The organism is Nonomuraea sp. NPDC050451, assembly GCF_044458585.1.
The window spans coordinates 394528-409097 of record NZ_JBITHZ010000006.1 but is presented as its reverse complement, the minus strand read 5'-3'; the positions used below and the strand labels follow the sequence as shown (position 1 = coordinate 409097).

General features: G+C 69.9%; 12 protein-coding genes. 10 read left to right on the top strand and 2 right to left on the bottom strand.

Annotated features, from left to right (window positions below; translation table 11 throughout):
• The first annotated feature begins 31 nt into the window (after positions 1-31).
• Entirely contained in the window at positions 32-838 is an 807-nt protein-coding gene (locus tag ACIBI9_RS22760; protein ID WP_397224142.1) for an alpha/beta fold hydrolase, read from the top strand.
• 84 nt (positions 839-922) lie between these two features.
• Complete coding sequence (locus tag ACIBI9_RS22755) at positions 923-3910, top strand: alpha-mannosidase (protein ID WP_397224141.1); 2988 nt, start codon at positions 923-925, stop codon at positions 3908-3910.
• Here the strand turns inward: ACIBI9_RS22755 and ACIBI9_RS22750 are convergent.
• The gene (locus tag ACIBI9_RS22750; RefSeq protein ID WP_397224140.1) at positions 3907-5079 is read right to left on the bottom strand and encodes an ROK family transcriptional regulator; all 1173 of its coding nucleotides are present in this window, start codon (positions 5077-5079) and stop codon (positions 3907-3909) included. The genes ACIBI9_RS22755 and ACIBI9_RS22750 overlap by 4 nt on opposite strands.
• 87 nt (positions 5080-5166) lie before the next feature.
• Here ACIBI9_RS22750 and ACIBI9_RS22745 point away from each other — a divergent pair, with 87 nt between their 5' ends.
• The 4 genes from ACIBI9_RS22745 to ACIBI9_RS22730 are packed head-to-tail and all read left to right on the top strand — an operon-like array spanning position 5167 to position 8896.
• Positions 5167-6522: an extracellular solute-binding protein gene (locus tag ACIBI9_RS22745; protein ID WP_397224139.1), complete on the top strand. Its 1356-nt coding sequence runs from the start codon at positions 5167-5169 to the stop codon at positions 6520-6522.
• Complete coding sequence (locus ACIBI9_RS22740) at positions 6519-7433, top strand: carbohydrate ABC transporter permease (protein ID WP_397224138.1); 915 nt, start codon at positions 6519-6521, stop codon at positions 7431-7433. Before ACIBI9_RS22745 ends, ACIBI9_RS22740 begins: the two co-directional genes overlap by 4 nt.
• The gene (locus ACIBI9_RS22735; protein ID WP_397224137.1) at positions 7430-8251 is read left to right on the top strand and encodes a carbohydrate ABC transporter permease; all 822 of its coding nucleotides are present in this window, start codon (positions 7430-7432) and stop codon (positions 8249-8251) included. Before ACIBI9_RS22740 ends, ACIBI9_RS22735 begins: the two co-directional genes overlap by 4 nt.
• Positions 8252-8290: 39 nt before the next feature.
• On the top strand, positions 8291-8896 hold the full coding sequence (locus ACIBI9_RS22730) for a VOC family protein (protein ID WP_397224136.1): 606 nt from the start codon (positions 8291-8293) through the stop codon (positions 8894-8896).
• Positions 8897-9355: 459 nt separating this feature from the next.
• On the opposite strand, the gene ACIBI9_RS22725 is transcribed toward ACIBI9_RS22730, so the two are convergent.
• Complete coding sequence (locus tag ACIBI9_RS22725) at positions 9356-11023, bottom strand: endo-1,4-beta-xylanase (protein WP_397224135.1); 1668 nt, start codon at positions 11021-11023, stop codon at positions 9356-9358.
• Positions 11024-11288: 265 nt separating this feature from the next.
• Between ACIBI9_RS22725 and ACIBI9_RS22720 the strand changes: the two genes are divergently transcribed.
• The 4 genes from ACIBI9_RS22720 (at position 11289) to ACIBI9_RS22705 (ending at position 14476) form a co-directional block, all read left to right on the top strand.
• Positions 11289-11738: a cupin domain-containing protein gene (locus ACIBI9_RS22720; RefSeq protein ID WP_397224134.1), complete on the top strand. Its 450-nt coding sequence runs from the start codon at positions 11289-11291 to the stop codon at positions 11736-11738.
• A gap of 89 nt (positions 11739-11827) precedes the next feature.
• Positions 11828-13489, top strand: coding sequence for a class I adenylate-forming enzyme family protein (locus ACIBI9_RS22715; protein WP_397224133.1), 1662 nt, complete (start codon positions 11828-11830; stop codon positions 13487-13489).
• A 195-nt stretch (positions 13490-13684) separates the two neighbouring features.
• Positions 13685-14095 (top strand): hypothetical protein, encoded by a 411-nt coding sequence (locus tag ACIBI9_RS22710; protein WP_397224132.1) that lies wholly within the window; start codon positions 13685-13687, stop codon positions 14093-14095.
• 27 nt (positions 14096-14122) lie between these two features.
• Positions 14123-14476 carry a nuclear transport factor 2 family protein gene (locus ACIBI9_RS22705; protein WP_397224131.1) on the top strand — a complete coding sequence of 118 codons (354 nt, stop codon included), beginning with the start codon at positions 14123-14125 and terminating at the stop codon, positions 14474-14476.
• Positions 14477-14570 lie beyond the last annotated feature (94 nt).

Below are 14570 nucleotides of genomic sequence, written 5' to 3'. Positions count from 1 at the left end.
TGAGCACTTCCTCATGCCGGAAAGGCGGACGATGCAGACTGGAATGCTCGCGGTGCCCGGTGCCGAGCTGTACCACGAGGTGCGCGGCTCCGGCCCGGCGCTGCTGGTGATCCTCGGCGGCGGCTCCGACGCGGCGATGGCCGCGCCGCTGGCGGAGGCGCTCTCCGGCGACTACACGGTCATCACCTACGACCGGCGCGGCGCCACCCGCAGCCCGCTGGCCGGGCCGCCCGCCGGGCAGCGGATCGAGGAGCACGCCGACGACGCGCTCCGGCTGCTCGCCGAGGCCGGGCCGGAGCCCGCTCACGTGTTCGCCACCCACTCGGGCGCCCTGATCGCCCTCGACCTGCTGGCCCGCCACCCCGGCCGGGTCCGGCGGCTGGTCGCGCACGAGCCGGCCTCGTTCGACCTGCTGCCCGACGCCGCGCACTGGCGGGCCGTGGAGCGGGAGGCGGTGGAGATCTGCGAGCGGGAGGGCATCGGCCCCGCCTCGCACTGGCTCGGCGAGGCGACCGGGGTGAGCGCGCCGCCCGAGCCCGCCGCCGGCCTGCCCGAGTGGGTGCGCGACATGCTGACCAGGATGACCGCCAACATCGAGACGAGCCTGCGGTACGAGATGCGTTCGTTCTGCAGGTTCGTCCCCGACGCGCGGGCGCTGCGCGGGGCGCCGCTCACGGTGGCCTCCGGCGCGGAGACGCGCGGCAAGCTCATGCACCGCTGCACGCTCGCCGTCGCGGAGCACCTCGGGGTCGAGGCGGTGGAGCTGCCCGGCGACTATGTGGGCTATCTCTCCAACCCGCCCGCCTTCGTCGAAGGGCTCCGGCCGTTGCTGAGGTGATCGGGTTCGTGCATTGCCGGGCGCGATCAAGTTGCTTAACGTGCTAAAGGCTGATCTGTCGCTTTCCGTGGGGAGCCGCCTGACATGCATGATGACCGCAACCTGGTCGAGGCCCGCCTGCAGCGGGTGCTGGACGAGCGCATCCGCCCGGCCGTGTACCCCGAGTCCGTCCCGCTGGAGGTCGCGGTCTGGCACGCGCCGGGCGAGCCCGTACCGGTCGCGGAGGGGCTGGCGGCAACGCCCGAGCCCATCGCGCCCGGCACCGCGTGGGGCGCTCCGTGGGGCACGAGCTGGTTCACGGTCACCGGCACGGTGCCCGCCGGATGGGCGGGCAGGACCGTGGAGGCCATCCTCGACCTGGGCTTCAACGAGAACATGCCGGGCTTCCAGAGCGAGGGCCTGGTCTACCGCCCCGACGGCTCCCCGGTGAAGGGCCTCAACCCCCGCAACCAGTGGGTACGCATCGGCTCCCCCGTCGAGGGCGGCGAGCGGGTACACCTGCACATCGAGGCCGCCTCCAACCCCGTCATCCTCGGTAACCCGCCCTTCCAGCCGACGCACCTGGGCGACAAGGAGACGGCGGGTGGCGACCCGCTGTACCGGCTGGCCCGCATGGACCTGGCCGTCTTCGACGAGACCGTGTGGCAGCTCGTGATGGACCTGGAGGTGCTGGGCGAGCTGATGCTGGAGCTGCCCGCCGACGGCACCCGCCGCTGGGAGCTGCTACGGGCCCTGGAGCGGGCGCTGGACGCCCTCGATCTCCAGGACGTCAACGGCACGGCGGCCGCCGCCAGGGCCGAGCTGACCGGCGTGCTGTCGTCCCCCGCGGTGCCGTCGGCGCACCGGATCAGCGCCGTCGGCCACGCGCACATCGACTCGGCCTGGCTGTGGCCGCTGCGCGAGACCGTGCGCAAGGTGGCCCGCACCGCCTCGAACATGACCGCCCTGCTGGAGGACGAGCCGGACTTCGTCTTCGCGATGTCGCAGGCGCAGCAGTGGGCGTGGATCAAGGAGCACCGCCCCGAGGTGTGGGCGAAGGTGACCAAGGCGGTGGCCGCGGGCCGGTTCGTCCCGACGGGCGGCATGTGGGTGGAGTCCGACACGAACATGCCCGGCTCCGAGGCGATGGCCCGGCAGTTCGTGCACGGCAAGCGGTTCTTCATCGACGAGTTCGGCATCGACAACGAGGAGGTGTGGCTGCCGGACACGTTCGGGTTCGCGGCGGGGCTGCCGCAGATCATCAAGGCGGCCGGGTCGAAGCGGCTGCTCACGCAGAAGATCTCGTGGAGTCAGACCAACACGTTCCCGCACCACACGTTCCTGTGGGAGGGCATCGACGGGACGCGGATCTTCACGCACTTCCCGCCGGTGGACACCTACAACTGCTCGATGAGCGGCCGGCAGCTGGCGCACGCGGCCCGTAACTTCAAGGACAAGGGCGTCGCGCGGCACTCGCTCGCGCCGACGGGCTGGGGCGACGGGGGCGGCGGCACGACGCGCGAGATGGTCGCCAAGGCGGCCAGGGTGCGCGACCTGGAGGGCTCGCCCGCCGTCACGTGGGAGCCGCCCGCCGACTTCTTCGCCAAGGCCGAGGCCGAGTACCCCAACCCGCCGGTCTGGGTGGGCGAGCTCTACCTCGAGCTGCACCGCGCCACGCTCACCAGCCAGGCCAAGACCAAGCAGGGCAACCGGCGCAGCGAGTCCCTGCTGAGGGAGGCCGAGCTGTGGGCGGCCACCGCGGCCGTGCGCACCGGCGCTTCGTACCCGTACGAGCGGCTCGACCGGATCTGGAAGACGGTGCTGCTGCACCAGTTCCACGACATCCTGCCCGGCTCGTCGATCGCGTGGGTGCACCGGGAGGCGCGCAGGACGTACGAGGCGGTGGCCGCCGAGCTGAACGAGATCATCGACACCGCCCAGCGCGCCCTGTCCGGCGAAGGCGACCGCAGGGTGGTCTTCAACGGCGCCCCGCACGCCCGCCACGGCGTGCCCGGAGGCGGCGCCCGGGCCGTCTCCGGCGTGCGGCGGACGGAGACGCGCGAGCGCGACGGCGGCGGCTTCGTCCTGGAGGACGACCTGCTCAGGGTGGAGATCGACGCCCGCGGCCTGGTCGTGTCCGCCTACGATCTGACAGCGGGCCGCGAGAGCGTCCCGCCCGGCCAGGCGGCGAACCTCCTCCAGCTCCACCCCGACTTCCCCAACATGTGGGACGCCTGGGACGTGGACGAGTTCTACCGCAACACGGTCACCGACCTCGTGGACGCCGACGAGGTGAGCCTCGACGGCGACGGGGTCCGCGTCCGGCGCTCGTTCGGGTCGTCCACGGTGACGCAGGTGCTCACGCTGGCCGGCGGGCGGCTCGACATCCTGACCGAGGTCGACTGGCACGAGACGGAGAAGTTCCTCAAGCTGGCGTTCCCGCTGGACGTGCGCGCCGACCGGTACGCCTCCGAGAGCCAGTACGGCCACGCCTACCGCGCCACGCACACCAACACGAGCTGGGAGGCGGCCAAGTTCGAGGCGTGCAACCACCGTTTCGTGCACGTGGAGGAGCCGGGCTGGGGCGTCGCGCTGGTCAACGACTCGACGTACGGCCACGACGTCACCCGGGCCGTCCGCCCGGACGCGGGCACGACCACCACCGTGCGCGTCTCGCTGCTGCGGGCCCCGCGCTTCCCCGACCCGGAGACCGACCAGGGCGCGCACCGCTTCCGGCACGCGCTCGTGCCGGGCGCGACGATCGGCGACGCGGTGCGCGAGGGCTACTTCGTCAACCTGCCCGAGCGCCAGGTGGCGGGCGCCGCGGCGGAGGTGGAGCCGCTGGTCACGGTGGACGACGACGCCGTGGTGGTGACCGCCGTCAAGCTGGCCGACGACGGGAGCGGCGACGTGGTCGTCCGCTTCCACGAGTCGAGGGGCGGCCGGGCCCGTGCCACGCTGACGCCGGGCTTCCCGGTCGCGGAGGTCGTCGCCACCGACCTGCTGGAGCGCCCCACGGGCGCGCCGGGGCAGGGACTGTCGGTGTCGCTGCGCCCGTTCGAGCTGGTCACGCTCCGGCTGAAGCGGGCCTAGTCGCTGAGGAGGGTGCCCAGGCGGGGCGCGTACGTGGCGTGGAAGACCAGTGAGGCCGCGCCGATCGCGGCGGCGTCGGCCGCGATCGGCGAGGTCTCCACGCGGACGGCGTGCAACCGCCTGGCCAGCGTCCTGGTCGAGACGGCCCGCGCGATGACCTCGCGGTAGAGCTCCCCCACCTCCCTGAGCGCGGGCCCGCCGAGCACGAGCAGGTCGATGTCCAGCATGTTCACCACGCTCACGGCGGCGTCGGCCAGCCGCTCCGCCACCCGTTCGATCACCCGCCGCGCCTCGGGCTCCCCCTTGGCGGCGGCCGCGCAGACGGCCTTGTGCGCGGCGCGTCCGCCCATGGCGGCCTCGATGGCGCTCGGACAGCAGACCGCCTCCACGCAGCCCCGGTTGCCGCAGTAGCACTCGGGGCCGTCGGGCTCGACCGTGATGTGCCCGAACTCGGCCGCGTTCAGCGACCGTCCCCGATACACCTGGTTATCCAGAAATATCCCGCCGCCGATGCCCGTCCCCAGGTACAGGTACGCGAAGCTCGGCGTGGTCCGAGCGATCCCGGCCCACCGCTCCCCGATCGCCGCGGCGGTGGCGTCGTTGTCCACGGTCACCGGGAACCGCGTGTGCTCGTGCAGCAGCGCCTTGATCGGCACCTGGTCCCATTCGGGCAGCCTGGGCGGCGAGACCATCACCCCGTCCCCGTCCAGCGGCCCGGGGCAGGCCAGCCCCACCCCCAGCACCTTGCCGTCGGCCACCCCCGCCTCCCGCAGGATCCGCCGCGCGGCCCTGGCCATCCGCCGGATCACCGCCTCGGGCCCGAGGCCGCGCCGTCCGGGCAGGCGCAGCCGCTCGACCGGCCGCCCGGCCAGATCGGCCAGCACGCACGAGATCTCCTCGGGGTCGAAGTGCACCCCGATCGCGTAGCCGGCGTCCGGGTCCACGCGCAGGATCGTGCGCGGCTTGCCCCCGCCCGACGGCACGGACCCGTCCTCGACGACGAGCCCCTCCTCCAGCAGCCTGCGCACGATCACGGACACGGTCTGCGCGGTCAGCCGGGTGCGCGCGGCGATCTGCACCCGGCTGATGCCGTCGGACGCCTGGATCGCCTCCAGGACCACGGCCCGGTTGTAGCTCCCCACCTTGGGCAGGTTCGTGCCCAGTCGCATGTGAGCCATGTCACCACAGAGTGTTGACTTAGTAAATCAAAAAGATTTACGTTCTCCGCAAACCCAAGGAAACACGGGGAGCGCGTGATGAAACGTACGCTGGCCGGTTCTCTCCTCCTCCTCACAGCCGTCGCCGGGTGCGGCGGCGGCACCCCGCAGAACACCTCAGGCGCCAAGGAACTCGAGGTCCTCTACAAGGTCGAGACGACGTGGCCGTACCTGGAGAAGATGCTCGGCGACGCGAAGAAGCAGTACGAGTCCGCCCACCCCGGCGTCAAGATCAAGCTGACGGCGGTCCAGGGCAACAACGAGGCGTACTACACGAAGCTGGCGCTGCTCAACCGCTCCCCAGACTCGGCTCCGGACCTCTACTACCACGACACGTTCCAGGTCAACGCGGACGTCGCGGCCGGCAAGCTGGCCCCGCTCGACGACTACCTGGCCAAGTGGCCCGACTGGGGCACCCAGTTCCCCGACTCGGTCAAGCAGGCCGCCAAGGGCGGCGACGGCAAGATCTACGGCGTGCCGATCAGCACGGACACCCGCGGCCTCTGGTACCAGAAGGACGTCTTCGCCAAGGCCGGACTGCCGGTCCCGTGGGAGCCGAAGACCTGGAACGACGTGCTGACGGCGGCCCGCACGATCAAGCAGAAGCTGCCCGGCGTCGTGCCGTTCAGCATGTACGCCACGAAGATCCACGGTGAGGCGTCGACCATGCAGGGCTTCGAGATGCTCCTGTACGGCACGCCGGGCGGCACCCTCTACGACGACGCGCAGAAGAAGTGGGTGGCCGGCGGCAAGAACTTCACCGACGCCCTGACCTTCGTCAACACCATCTTCCGGGAGGAACTGGGCCCGAAGCAGGCCGACGCCCACAACGCCAAGCTCGCTGACAAGGTGACCATGGAGTGGTTCCCCGAGGCCAAGCTCGGCATCTCGCTCGACGGGGCCTGGGCCGGCTCGGCCTGGAAGCCGACCGGCACCAAACCGTGGCCCGAGTGGACGGAGAAGATCGGCTGGACGCCCATGCCGACGCAGAACGGCGAGGCGCCGGGCGCGGTCAGCATGTCGGGCGGCTGGGTCATGGCGATGAGCGCGTACACCCAGCACAAGCAGGAGGCGTTCGACTTCATCACGACGGCCACGAACAAGGAGAACTCGATGGCGTACTCGGTCGGCACGGGCGACCTGGCCGCCCGCAAGGACGTGGCCGCCGACCCGAAGTACAGCGCCGACAACCCGAGCGTCAAGTTCTGGACCGACCTGGCCTCCGTCACCCACTACCGGCCCGCGTACGAGGTGTATCCGAAGGTGTCCACCCAGGTCCAGGAGGCCATGGAGGCGGTCGTGACCGGCTCGCAGACCCCTGAGGAGGCCACCGCGAGCTACGCCAAGGCGCTCCCGGCCGCGGTCGGCGGACCCGACAAGGTCATGGCGCGATGACGATCGTCACCGCCCCACCCCCGCCCGTGACGAGCCGCCCGGTACGCGGCTCGTCACGGCGGGGCGCCATGCGCTGGCTCCTGCCGCTGGGCCCCGCCCTGGTCCTGCTCGCGCTCTTCCTGGCGGGGCCGATCCTGTGGAGCGTCTACATAGCCTTCACCAACGAGACGTTGACGGGCTCGGCCTCGGTTCACTCGCAGTTCGTCGGCCTGGCCAACTTCGTCAAGCTCTTCGGCGACCCGAACTTCCTGAACTCGTTCCTCCTGACGTTCGTCTTCGTGATCGGCTCGGCGGTCATCGGCCAGAACACCCTCGGCCTGATCATCGCCCTCCTCCAGCGCGGCCGCGGCCGGGTGACCCGCAGCGTCGTCAACGGCGTGGTGATCGCCGCCTGGGTGGTGCCGGAGGTCGTGGCCGCGGCCTGCTGGTTCTCGTTCCTGGCCGAGGAGGGCACGCTCAACACGGTCCTGGGCGTCTCCCAGGAGTGGCTCTACACGGCCCCCATGCTGGCGGTGATCCTGGCGAACATCTGGCGCGGCACCGCCTTCTCCATGCTCGTCTACTCGGCCGCGCTCTCGGAGGTGCCCGCCGACCTGGTGGAGGCCGCCGCCGTGGACGGCGCGGGCCCCGGCCGCCGGCTCCTGCACATCACGCTGCCGCTGATCCGCCGCTCCATCATGGCCAACCTCATGCTGATCACGCTGCAGACCCTGGCCAGCTTCGGCCTCATCTACGCCCTGACGGGCGGCGGCCCGGGCACGGCCAGCCAGACGACGCCGCTGTACATGTACGAGCAGGCGTTCCGCTACTTCGAGATCGGCTACGGCTCGGCGATCGCGCTGGTCATGCTGGTGATCGGCGCGCTGTTCTCGCTGGTCTACCTGCGCCTGATCAAGGTGGAGGACGCATGACGAGGCTCGCCGCCCGCGCCGCCGCCCTGCTCTCCCTGGCGGTCATCACCCTGGCCTTCCTCGGCCCGTTCCTCTGGGTCCTGCTCGCCTCCGTCCAGTCCGAGGCGAGCCTGGCCGCCCAGCCGACGCTCTCCTTCTCCCTGGACAACTTCAAGGCCGTTCTGACCTGGGACACGATCATCCTGCCGCTGATCAACTCGATCGTCATCTCGGGCTCCACGGCGGTGCTGACGGTGCTGGTGGCGGGGCTGGCCGCGTACCCGCTGTCGCGCTACCAGCTCCGCTACCGCCGCCACTTCATGCTGACCCTCCTGTTCACCACGGGCCTGCCGGTGACGGCGATCCTCGTGCCGGTCTACGCCATGTTCTTCCGCTTCAACCTGTACGGCTCCGTGCCGGCCATGGTGCTGTTCCTGACGGCGAGCTCATTGCCGTTCTCTATCTGGATGATGAAGAACTTCATGGACGGCGTGCCGGTGAACCTGGAGGAGGCCGCCTGGGTGGACGGGGCCGGCTGGCTCCGCTCGCTGACGGCGGTGGTGGGCCCGCTGATGGCCCCGGGGATAGCCGTCGTGGCCATTTTCGTCTTCGTCGGCCAGTGGGGGAACTTCTTCGCCCCGTTCGTGCTGCTGGACACCCCGGAGAAACAGCCGGCGGCGGTCACCGTCTACACGTTCTTCTCCCAGTACGGGCAGGTGGCCTATGGCCAGCTGGCCGCTTTCTCGATTCTCTACACGGCGCCGGCGGTGGTCCTTTACGTGGCCGTCAACAAATATCTGGCCAGTTCCTTCAGTTTCGCCGGCTCGGTGAAAGGCTGACGGCTTATCAGAGGTAGTTGAAAGGCGTACCGTTGACGCATGGCTGCGACCCCGGACACGGTGCACTGGCGCGGCGTGCACCATCTCGCCCTCGTGACCGCGGACATGGACGCCACCGTGCGCTTCTGGCACGGCGTGCTCGACGCCCGCCTCGTCACCACCCTTGCCGTCCCCGCGTTCAAGCACTACTTCTTCGAGGTGGCCCCGGGTAACACCGTCGCCTTCTTCGAGTACACCGACCAGCCGCTCGACAGCTTCGCCAAGCCCGCCGGCGTGCCCTATCCCAAGGCGGCGCAGTTCGACCACCTGTCGCTGCACCTGCCGGACGAGGACGCGCTCAACCGGCTGCGCGACCGGCTCAAGGCGCACGGCTGCGAGGTCACCGACGTCGTCGACCACGGCTTCCTGCGCTCCATCTACTTCAGCGACCCGAACGGGATCGCGCTCGAGGCCTCCTGGTGGAGCGTCGATCCGACCGGCCGGCCGGTGGACTACTCCGACGAGCGCCTGTTCGCCGACCCGGACCCGGTGCCCGCCGTACGGGAGCTGCGGGAGGAGGGGCGGCTGCGCCGGACGGTCGCGACGCGCCTGGTGGACGGCATCGTCGAGGACCTCAGGCGCGAGGGGATCACGCTGGATCCGTGAGTTTCACGAAGGCATCACGTGGGGAAGGTCGACTCTTGACCTGCCCCACGTTAGCCTTACCTCAGTTCGCATGTACGCCACTACATGCGGCGGCCGTTTAGTCGATCATGGCTGTGGTAGCGCCGATCGCTATGACAACGGCGGCAAGTATGACGAGAAACCGTACGGTCCGGGGTGTTGACTTGATCGCATCCCGGACTATGCGTCCGAGCTCTTGCACGATCGTGGTCCCAAAGCCCGATGGATCGCACATCGTAGGTTTCACCTCCCCCCGAATCGGGCCCCTGACCTGCACCGTCCCTCCTTTCTTAATCTTGGTTCCACGGTGCATGAGGGTCTCCCAATCTGCAAGCAGCCTTCACGTGGTTCTCTGTGCGTGAAAGTAAATTTCAGTCCACAGGCGCGCCACGACCTGCCGGTCAGAAAACCGGCAGGTCGTGAAGGCCCAGGAGATCGGGCTTATGCGCAGGTGTAACCGGAGGGCGTCTGCGTGTTGCCGCTCGGCCGGCTGACCTGGAATCCGAAGGTGGTGCCGGCGTTCGGGGCCAGGTTGCCGTTGTAGGCGAGGTTCTTGGCGGTGACGGTCTGCCCGCTGACGGTGAGGGTCGCGTTCCACGAGCCGGTCAGCGTGTGCCCGGCGGGCAGGGTGAAGGTGACGGTCCAGCCGGTGATGGCGGAGGTCCCGGTGTTGGTGACGGTCACGGGCTGGACGACGTACCCGGTGGCCCACTGGGTCTGCACGGTCCCGGCGGCCGTGCAGCCACCGCCGCCGCCGGGGCCGGCCGTAGTGGTGAAGGTGCCCAGGGCGGAGTTCGCCGAGACGTTCCCGGCTCCGTCACGGGCCCGGACGTACACCTGGTACTGGGTCGAGGGGCTGAGCCCGGTGAGCGAGATCGAGCTGGTCGTGGACTGGCCGAGGAGCTGGTCGGTCGCGCCCTGCTCGCGGTAGACGTCGTACCCGGCGAGCCCGCTCCCACCGCTGTCGGTCGAGGCGGTCCAGGTGAGCGAGGCCGAGTTCGAGGTGACGTTGCCCGCCGAGGGTGTGCCGGGCGTGGTCGGCGGGGTGGGGTCGGTGGTCGTGCCGCCGGCCAGCGCGTCGTGCACGGCGGTGTACGACGGCTTCTGCTGGTAGCTCTCGTTGTAGATCAGGGCCGCGCCCTGGCCGGAGAACGTGTCGGGCACCCAGGAGTACTTGTCGGTGAAGCCCCAGATCGTCACGCCGGCGCAGGCGGTCACCGCCAGGCAGGCGTTGACGACGTTGCGGTAGTAGGTGGCCTGCGTGGCGTCCTTGGTGGCGTCCCTGGGCATCACCATGCGCACGTCCAGCTCGGTGATGCGGACCTGGACGCCGAGGGCGGCGAAGCGCTGGAGGTTCTGCTGGAAGTCGTTCGGGAAGCCGTACTGGATCGCGAGGTGCGTCTGGAAGCCGACGCAGTCGACGGGCACGCCCTGCTGGCGCAGCGACGAGACCAGGTTGTAGATCGCGGTGCTCTTGGCGTTGATCCCCTCGGTGTTGTAGTCGTTGATGCACAGCCGGGCGTCGGGGTCGGCGGCGCGGGCGGCCCGGAAGGCGTCGGCGATGTAGCTCTGGCCCAGCGTGTTGTACCAGAACGACGTGCGCAGGTTGCCGCTGTCGTCGAAGACCTCGTTCACCACGTCCCAGGAGACCACGGTCGGGTTACTGGCGTAGCGGCCGACGACCTGGCTGATGTGGTTCTGCATGGCGCTGCGCATGGCGGTGGCGCTCAGGCCCTGCACCCAGCCCGGGGTCTGGTTGTGCCAGACGAGCGTGTGGCCGTGGACCTGCTGGTTGTTCTGGGTGGCGAAGTTGACGATGGCGTCGGCGCCGGAGAAGTTGAACTGGCCCTGGCTGGGCTCGGTCGAGTCCCACTTCATCGCGTTCTCGGCGGTGACCTGGCTGAACTCGGTGGCGGCGATGTTGCGGTAGGCGGTCTCGTTGGCGAGCGGGCTGGTCGCGAGCGCCGCCCCGATGAACTTGCCCTTGGCCGCCGCGTGGGTGCGTAACGGCGCGGAGGCGTGGGCCGGGCTGGTCGGCAGGAGGAAGGCTGCGAGCATCCCCGCGAGGGCGAGGAGAACTCTGACGGGCGAGGACGAATGCACGGTCATCTACCTCCGAAAGCTTTCGATCCTGGTGGATCGCATCGAAGACGGTATTGACATGCGAGATGAGGGTCAATGCCGACCTCGCCCGGCCACTAAACCAGCAGCTAAACAACAGAAACTATCGGATAAAAAATGAAACTTTCATGAGCCTTGCCCGCGCCGGACCCCTCAGGAACATTGGTAGCAATCACCCTCATAGAAGGGCAGACCAATGGCAGACGGGCTCGTCTTACCCCCCGGCGCCGGGCAATCGCTCGGGTCCATGGGGATGACGCTTAAGGTAGGGGCGGAGCACTCGAAGACCTGGTCGGTGTTCGAGAACACGATCGCACCTGGCTTCGACGTCGGCGCCCATTTCCACCACCACGCCGAGGAGCTGTTCTACATCCTCGACGGCGAGCTGGACCTGCTGGCCTTCCAGCCGCGGGAGATCACCGGCGACCCCTGGCAGACGTGGGAGTCGGAGAACGGCGCCCGGACGGTGCGTGGCGGCCCCGGCAGCCTCATGTACGTGCCCGCGGGCTGCCCCCACGCCTTCGCCAATCCCGGCACCACGCCCACCCGGATGCTCTTCGTCGTGACCCCGGCGGGCCATGAGCACTACCTGCGCGAACTCGGCGAGCTGCTGTCCCGCTCGGGGCCGCCCGACCAGACCGCCGTGATCGAGCTGCGGGCCCGGTACGACATCCAGCAACTGTCCCCCATCGGCCTCGGCTGAGCCCGTTTCCGGCGAGCTAGCGCAACGTACCTACCGGTCGGTACTGTGATTTATCCAGAATAATCGTCCACCAGCCGGGAGTTCTGCGTATGTCCCTTTCGCATGCCCAGGTCGTGGCCCAGCTCACCGGACCCGGTCAGCTGTTCGAGATCGAGGAGATCGGCGACACCGGGATACGCACCTGGAAGCACGCGCCCACCCACTTCCGCGCGCTGCTGGAGATGAGCCGCTTCCACGGCGAGAAGGTCTTCCTCGTGTACGAGGACGAGCACATCACGTTCGAGGACCATTTCCGCCGCGCCACCACCCTCGCCAACCGCCTGGTCGAGGAGTACGGGGTGCGGAAGGGCGATCGGGTGGGTGTGGCCATGCGCAACTACCCCGAGTGGGTCGTCTCGCTGTCGGCCGCGCTGGCGGCGGGGGCCGTCGCCGTACCGCTCAACGCCTGGTGGACGGAGGCCGAGCTGGCCTACGGCGTGCGGGACTCCGGGGCCAAGGTGCTGATCGCGGACGGTGAGCGCGCCGTCCGGCTCGCCTCGACCGGCGTCCCCCTGATCGTCGCCCGGGGCGAGGTCCCGGAGGGCGCGCGCGGCTTCGACGACCTGCTGGGCGAGGTCTCCGCCGACGTCACACTCCCGGCCGTCGAGCTGGCCCCCGAGGACCCCGCCACGATCTTCTACACCTCCGGCACGACCGGCAGCCCCAAGGGGGCGCTGGGCAGCCACCGCAACCTGGGCCAGTCCCCCATGACCGTCGCCTTCGGCCTCATGCGGGCGGTGGCCATGGCGGGCAAGGACGTCGCGGCCGCGGCGGGCACCCGCCGGGTCACGCTCCTGACCGTCCCGCTGTTCCACGTCACGGGCTGCTTCTCCGCCCTGACCACCACGATGTTCGCCGGCGGCGGCCTCGTGCTCATGTACAAGTGGGACCCCGAGCAGGCGCTGCGCCTGATCGAGCGGGAACGCGTGACCGCCATGATCGGCGTGCCCACGAACGCCTGGCAGCTCATGTCCCACCCCGACTTCGGCAAGTACGACCTGTCGTCCCTGACCACCCTCGGGTACGGCGGCGCCCCCGCCCCGCCCAAGCTCCTCGAGCGCATCACGCGGAACCTCCCCAACCGCGCCCCCTCCAACGGCTACGGCATGACCGAGACGACCGCCCTGGCCATCGGCAACGGCGGCGCCGACTACCACGCCAAGCCCGACAGCATCGGCCTGCCCTCGCCCGTCGTGGACGTGCGCGTGGTCGACCCCATGGGCGCCGAACTGCCGCCCGGCGAGGTGGGCGAGCTGTGCGTACGCGGCCCGAACGTCATCATGGGCTACTGGAACAAGCCGGAGGCGACGGCGGAGACGTTCGTGAAGGGCTGGCTGCACACCGGCGACCTGGCCAAGATCGACGAAGAGGGCTTCGTCTACATCGTGGACCGGGCCAAGGACATGGTGATCAGGGGCGGCGAGAACGTCTACTGCGCCGAGGTGGAGGCGGCCCTGTTCGAGCATCCGGCGGTCGACGACGCGGCGGTGATCGGGGTGCCGCACGACGAGCTCGGGGAGGAGGTCGGCGCGGTCATCCGCCTGGCCCCAGGCACCTCGGTCGCCACCGAGGACCTCCAGTCGTTCCTCAAGGACCGGATCGCCAAGTTCAAGATCCCCTCGCACATCTGGTTCCGGGAGGGCGAGCTGCCCCGCAACCCCGGCGGCAAGATCCTCAAGACCCACCTGCGCAGGGAGATCCTGGGCGCCTGATCCCTCTTCCGGCCTCCCGGTGCCTCGCGCCCGGGAGGCCTTCGCATGCCAGGTGACGACCGTCACAACCCGAGCATCACCGCAGGTGGGACGGGCTATCGGCTGATCCCTTTACGTGGCGGGTAATCGCGCCCCCTACGTGGTGGCTGACATCTTTCAGGTGTCGCGAAAAACCGCCACCAAGGGAGCCGAGACATGAGCACCGCCCTGACCGTCACCGCCGACCGGATGAAGTTCCTGCGCCTCGCGCTGGCCGCCGACGCCGTCGTCACCGGCGGCAACGGGCTGGTCTACCTCGCCTTCGCCGGCCCCGTGAGCGACCTGCTCGGCCCCGGCGCGGGCCTGCTGCGCGGCATCGGCGCCTTCCTGCTGGTGTACGGCGCCGCCGTCGGCCTCCTCGCCACCCGCCGCGCCATCAGCCCGGCCGCCACGAGGGCCGTGATCGCCCTGAACATCATCTGGACCCTCGGCAGCGTCGCCGCCGTCGCCACCGGCGCCGCCGATCTCACCACGATCGGCGCCATCTGGACCATCGCCCAGGCCCTGGTGGTCGGCGTCTTCGCCGAACTCCAGATCGTCGGCCTCCGCAAGACCCGCAACAACTGAGCTGAACAAACAGAAGGAATGACCACCATGAACCTCATCGAGCGCTACATCGCCGCCTGGAACGAGACCGACGCCGACGCCCGCGCCAAGGCCGTGGCCGAGCTGTGGACCGAGGACGGCACCTACACCGACCCCCTGGCCGACGTGAAGGGCCACGACGCGATCGCCGCGGTGATCGCGGGCGCCCAGGGCATGTTCCCCGGCCTGGTGTTCACCCCGGGCGAGCTGTACGACGCCCACCACCACATCGCCCGCTTCACCTGGCACCTGGGCCCGGAGGGCGGGGAGCCGGTCGCGGTCGGGTTCGACGTGGTGGAGCTGGCCGAAGGCGGGCGGATCCGCACGGTCCTCGGCTTCCTCGACAAGGTCCCCACCGCCTGACCCCGCCCCTCCCCTTCCCCAAGGCCCCCGCTCCCCGCGGGGGCTTTCCACTTGCCCACCCGCCCGGTTCTTCTCCCGCCCCTTCCGGTTCGGA

Coding starts and splice junctions, on each gene's coding strand:
- ACIBI9_RS22760 (WP_397224142.1), top strand. CDS start 32: ATGCAGACTGGAATGCTCGCGGTGCCCGGTGCCGAGCTGTACCACGAG.
- ACIBI9_RS22720 (WP_397224134.1), top strand. CDS start 11,289: ATGACGCTTAAGGTAGGGGCGGAGCACTCGAAGACCTGGTCGGTGTTC.
- ACIBI9_RS22715 (WP_397224133.1), top strand. CDS start 11,828: ATGTCCCTTTCGCATGCCCAGGTCGTGGCCCAGCTCACCGGACCCGGT.
- ACIBI9_RS22750 (WP_397224140.1), bottom strand. CDS start 5,079: ATGCGACTGGGCACGAACCTGCCCAAGGTGGGGAGCTACAACCGGGCC.
- ACIBI9_RS22740 (WP_397224138.1), top strand. CDS start 6,519: ATGACGATCGTCACCGCCCCACCCCCGCCCGTGACGAGCCGCCCGGTA.
- ACIBI9_RS22755 (WP_397224141.1), top strand. CDS start 923: ATGCATGATGACCGCAACCTGGTCGAGGCCCGCCTGCAGCGGGTGCTG.
- ACIBI9_RS22730 (WP_397224136.1), top strand. CDS start 8,291: ATGGCTGCGACCCCGGACACGGTGCACTGGCGCGGCGTGCACCATCTC.
- ACIBI9_RS22710 (WP_397224132.1), top strand. CDS start 13,685: ATGAGCACCGCCCTGACCGTCACCGCCGACCGGATGAAGTTCCTGCGC.
- ACIBI9_RS22725 (WP_397224135.1), bottom strand. CDS start 11,023: ATGACCGTGCATTCGTCCTCGCCCGTCAGAGTTCTCCTCGCCCTCGCG.
- ACIBI9_RS22745 (WP_397224139.1), top strand. CDS start 5,167: ATGAAACGTACGCTGGCCGGTTCTCTCCTCCTCCTCACAGCCGTCGCC.
- ACIBI9_RS22735 (WP_397224137.1), top strand. CDS start 7,430: ATGACGAGGCTCGCCGCCCGCGCCGCCGCCCTGCTCTCCCTGGCGGTC.
- ACIBI9_RS22705 (WP_397224131.1), top strand. CDS start 14,123: ATGAACCTCATCGAGCGCTACATCGCCGCCTGGAACGAGACCGACGCC.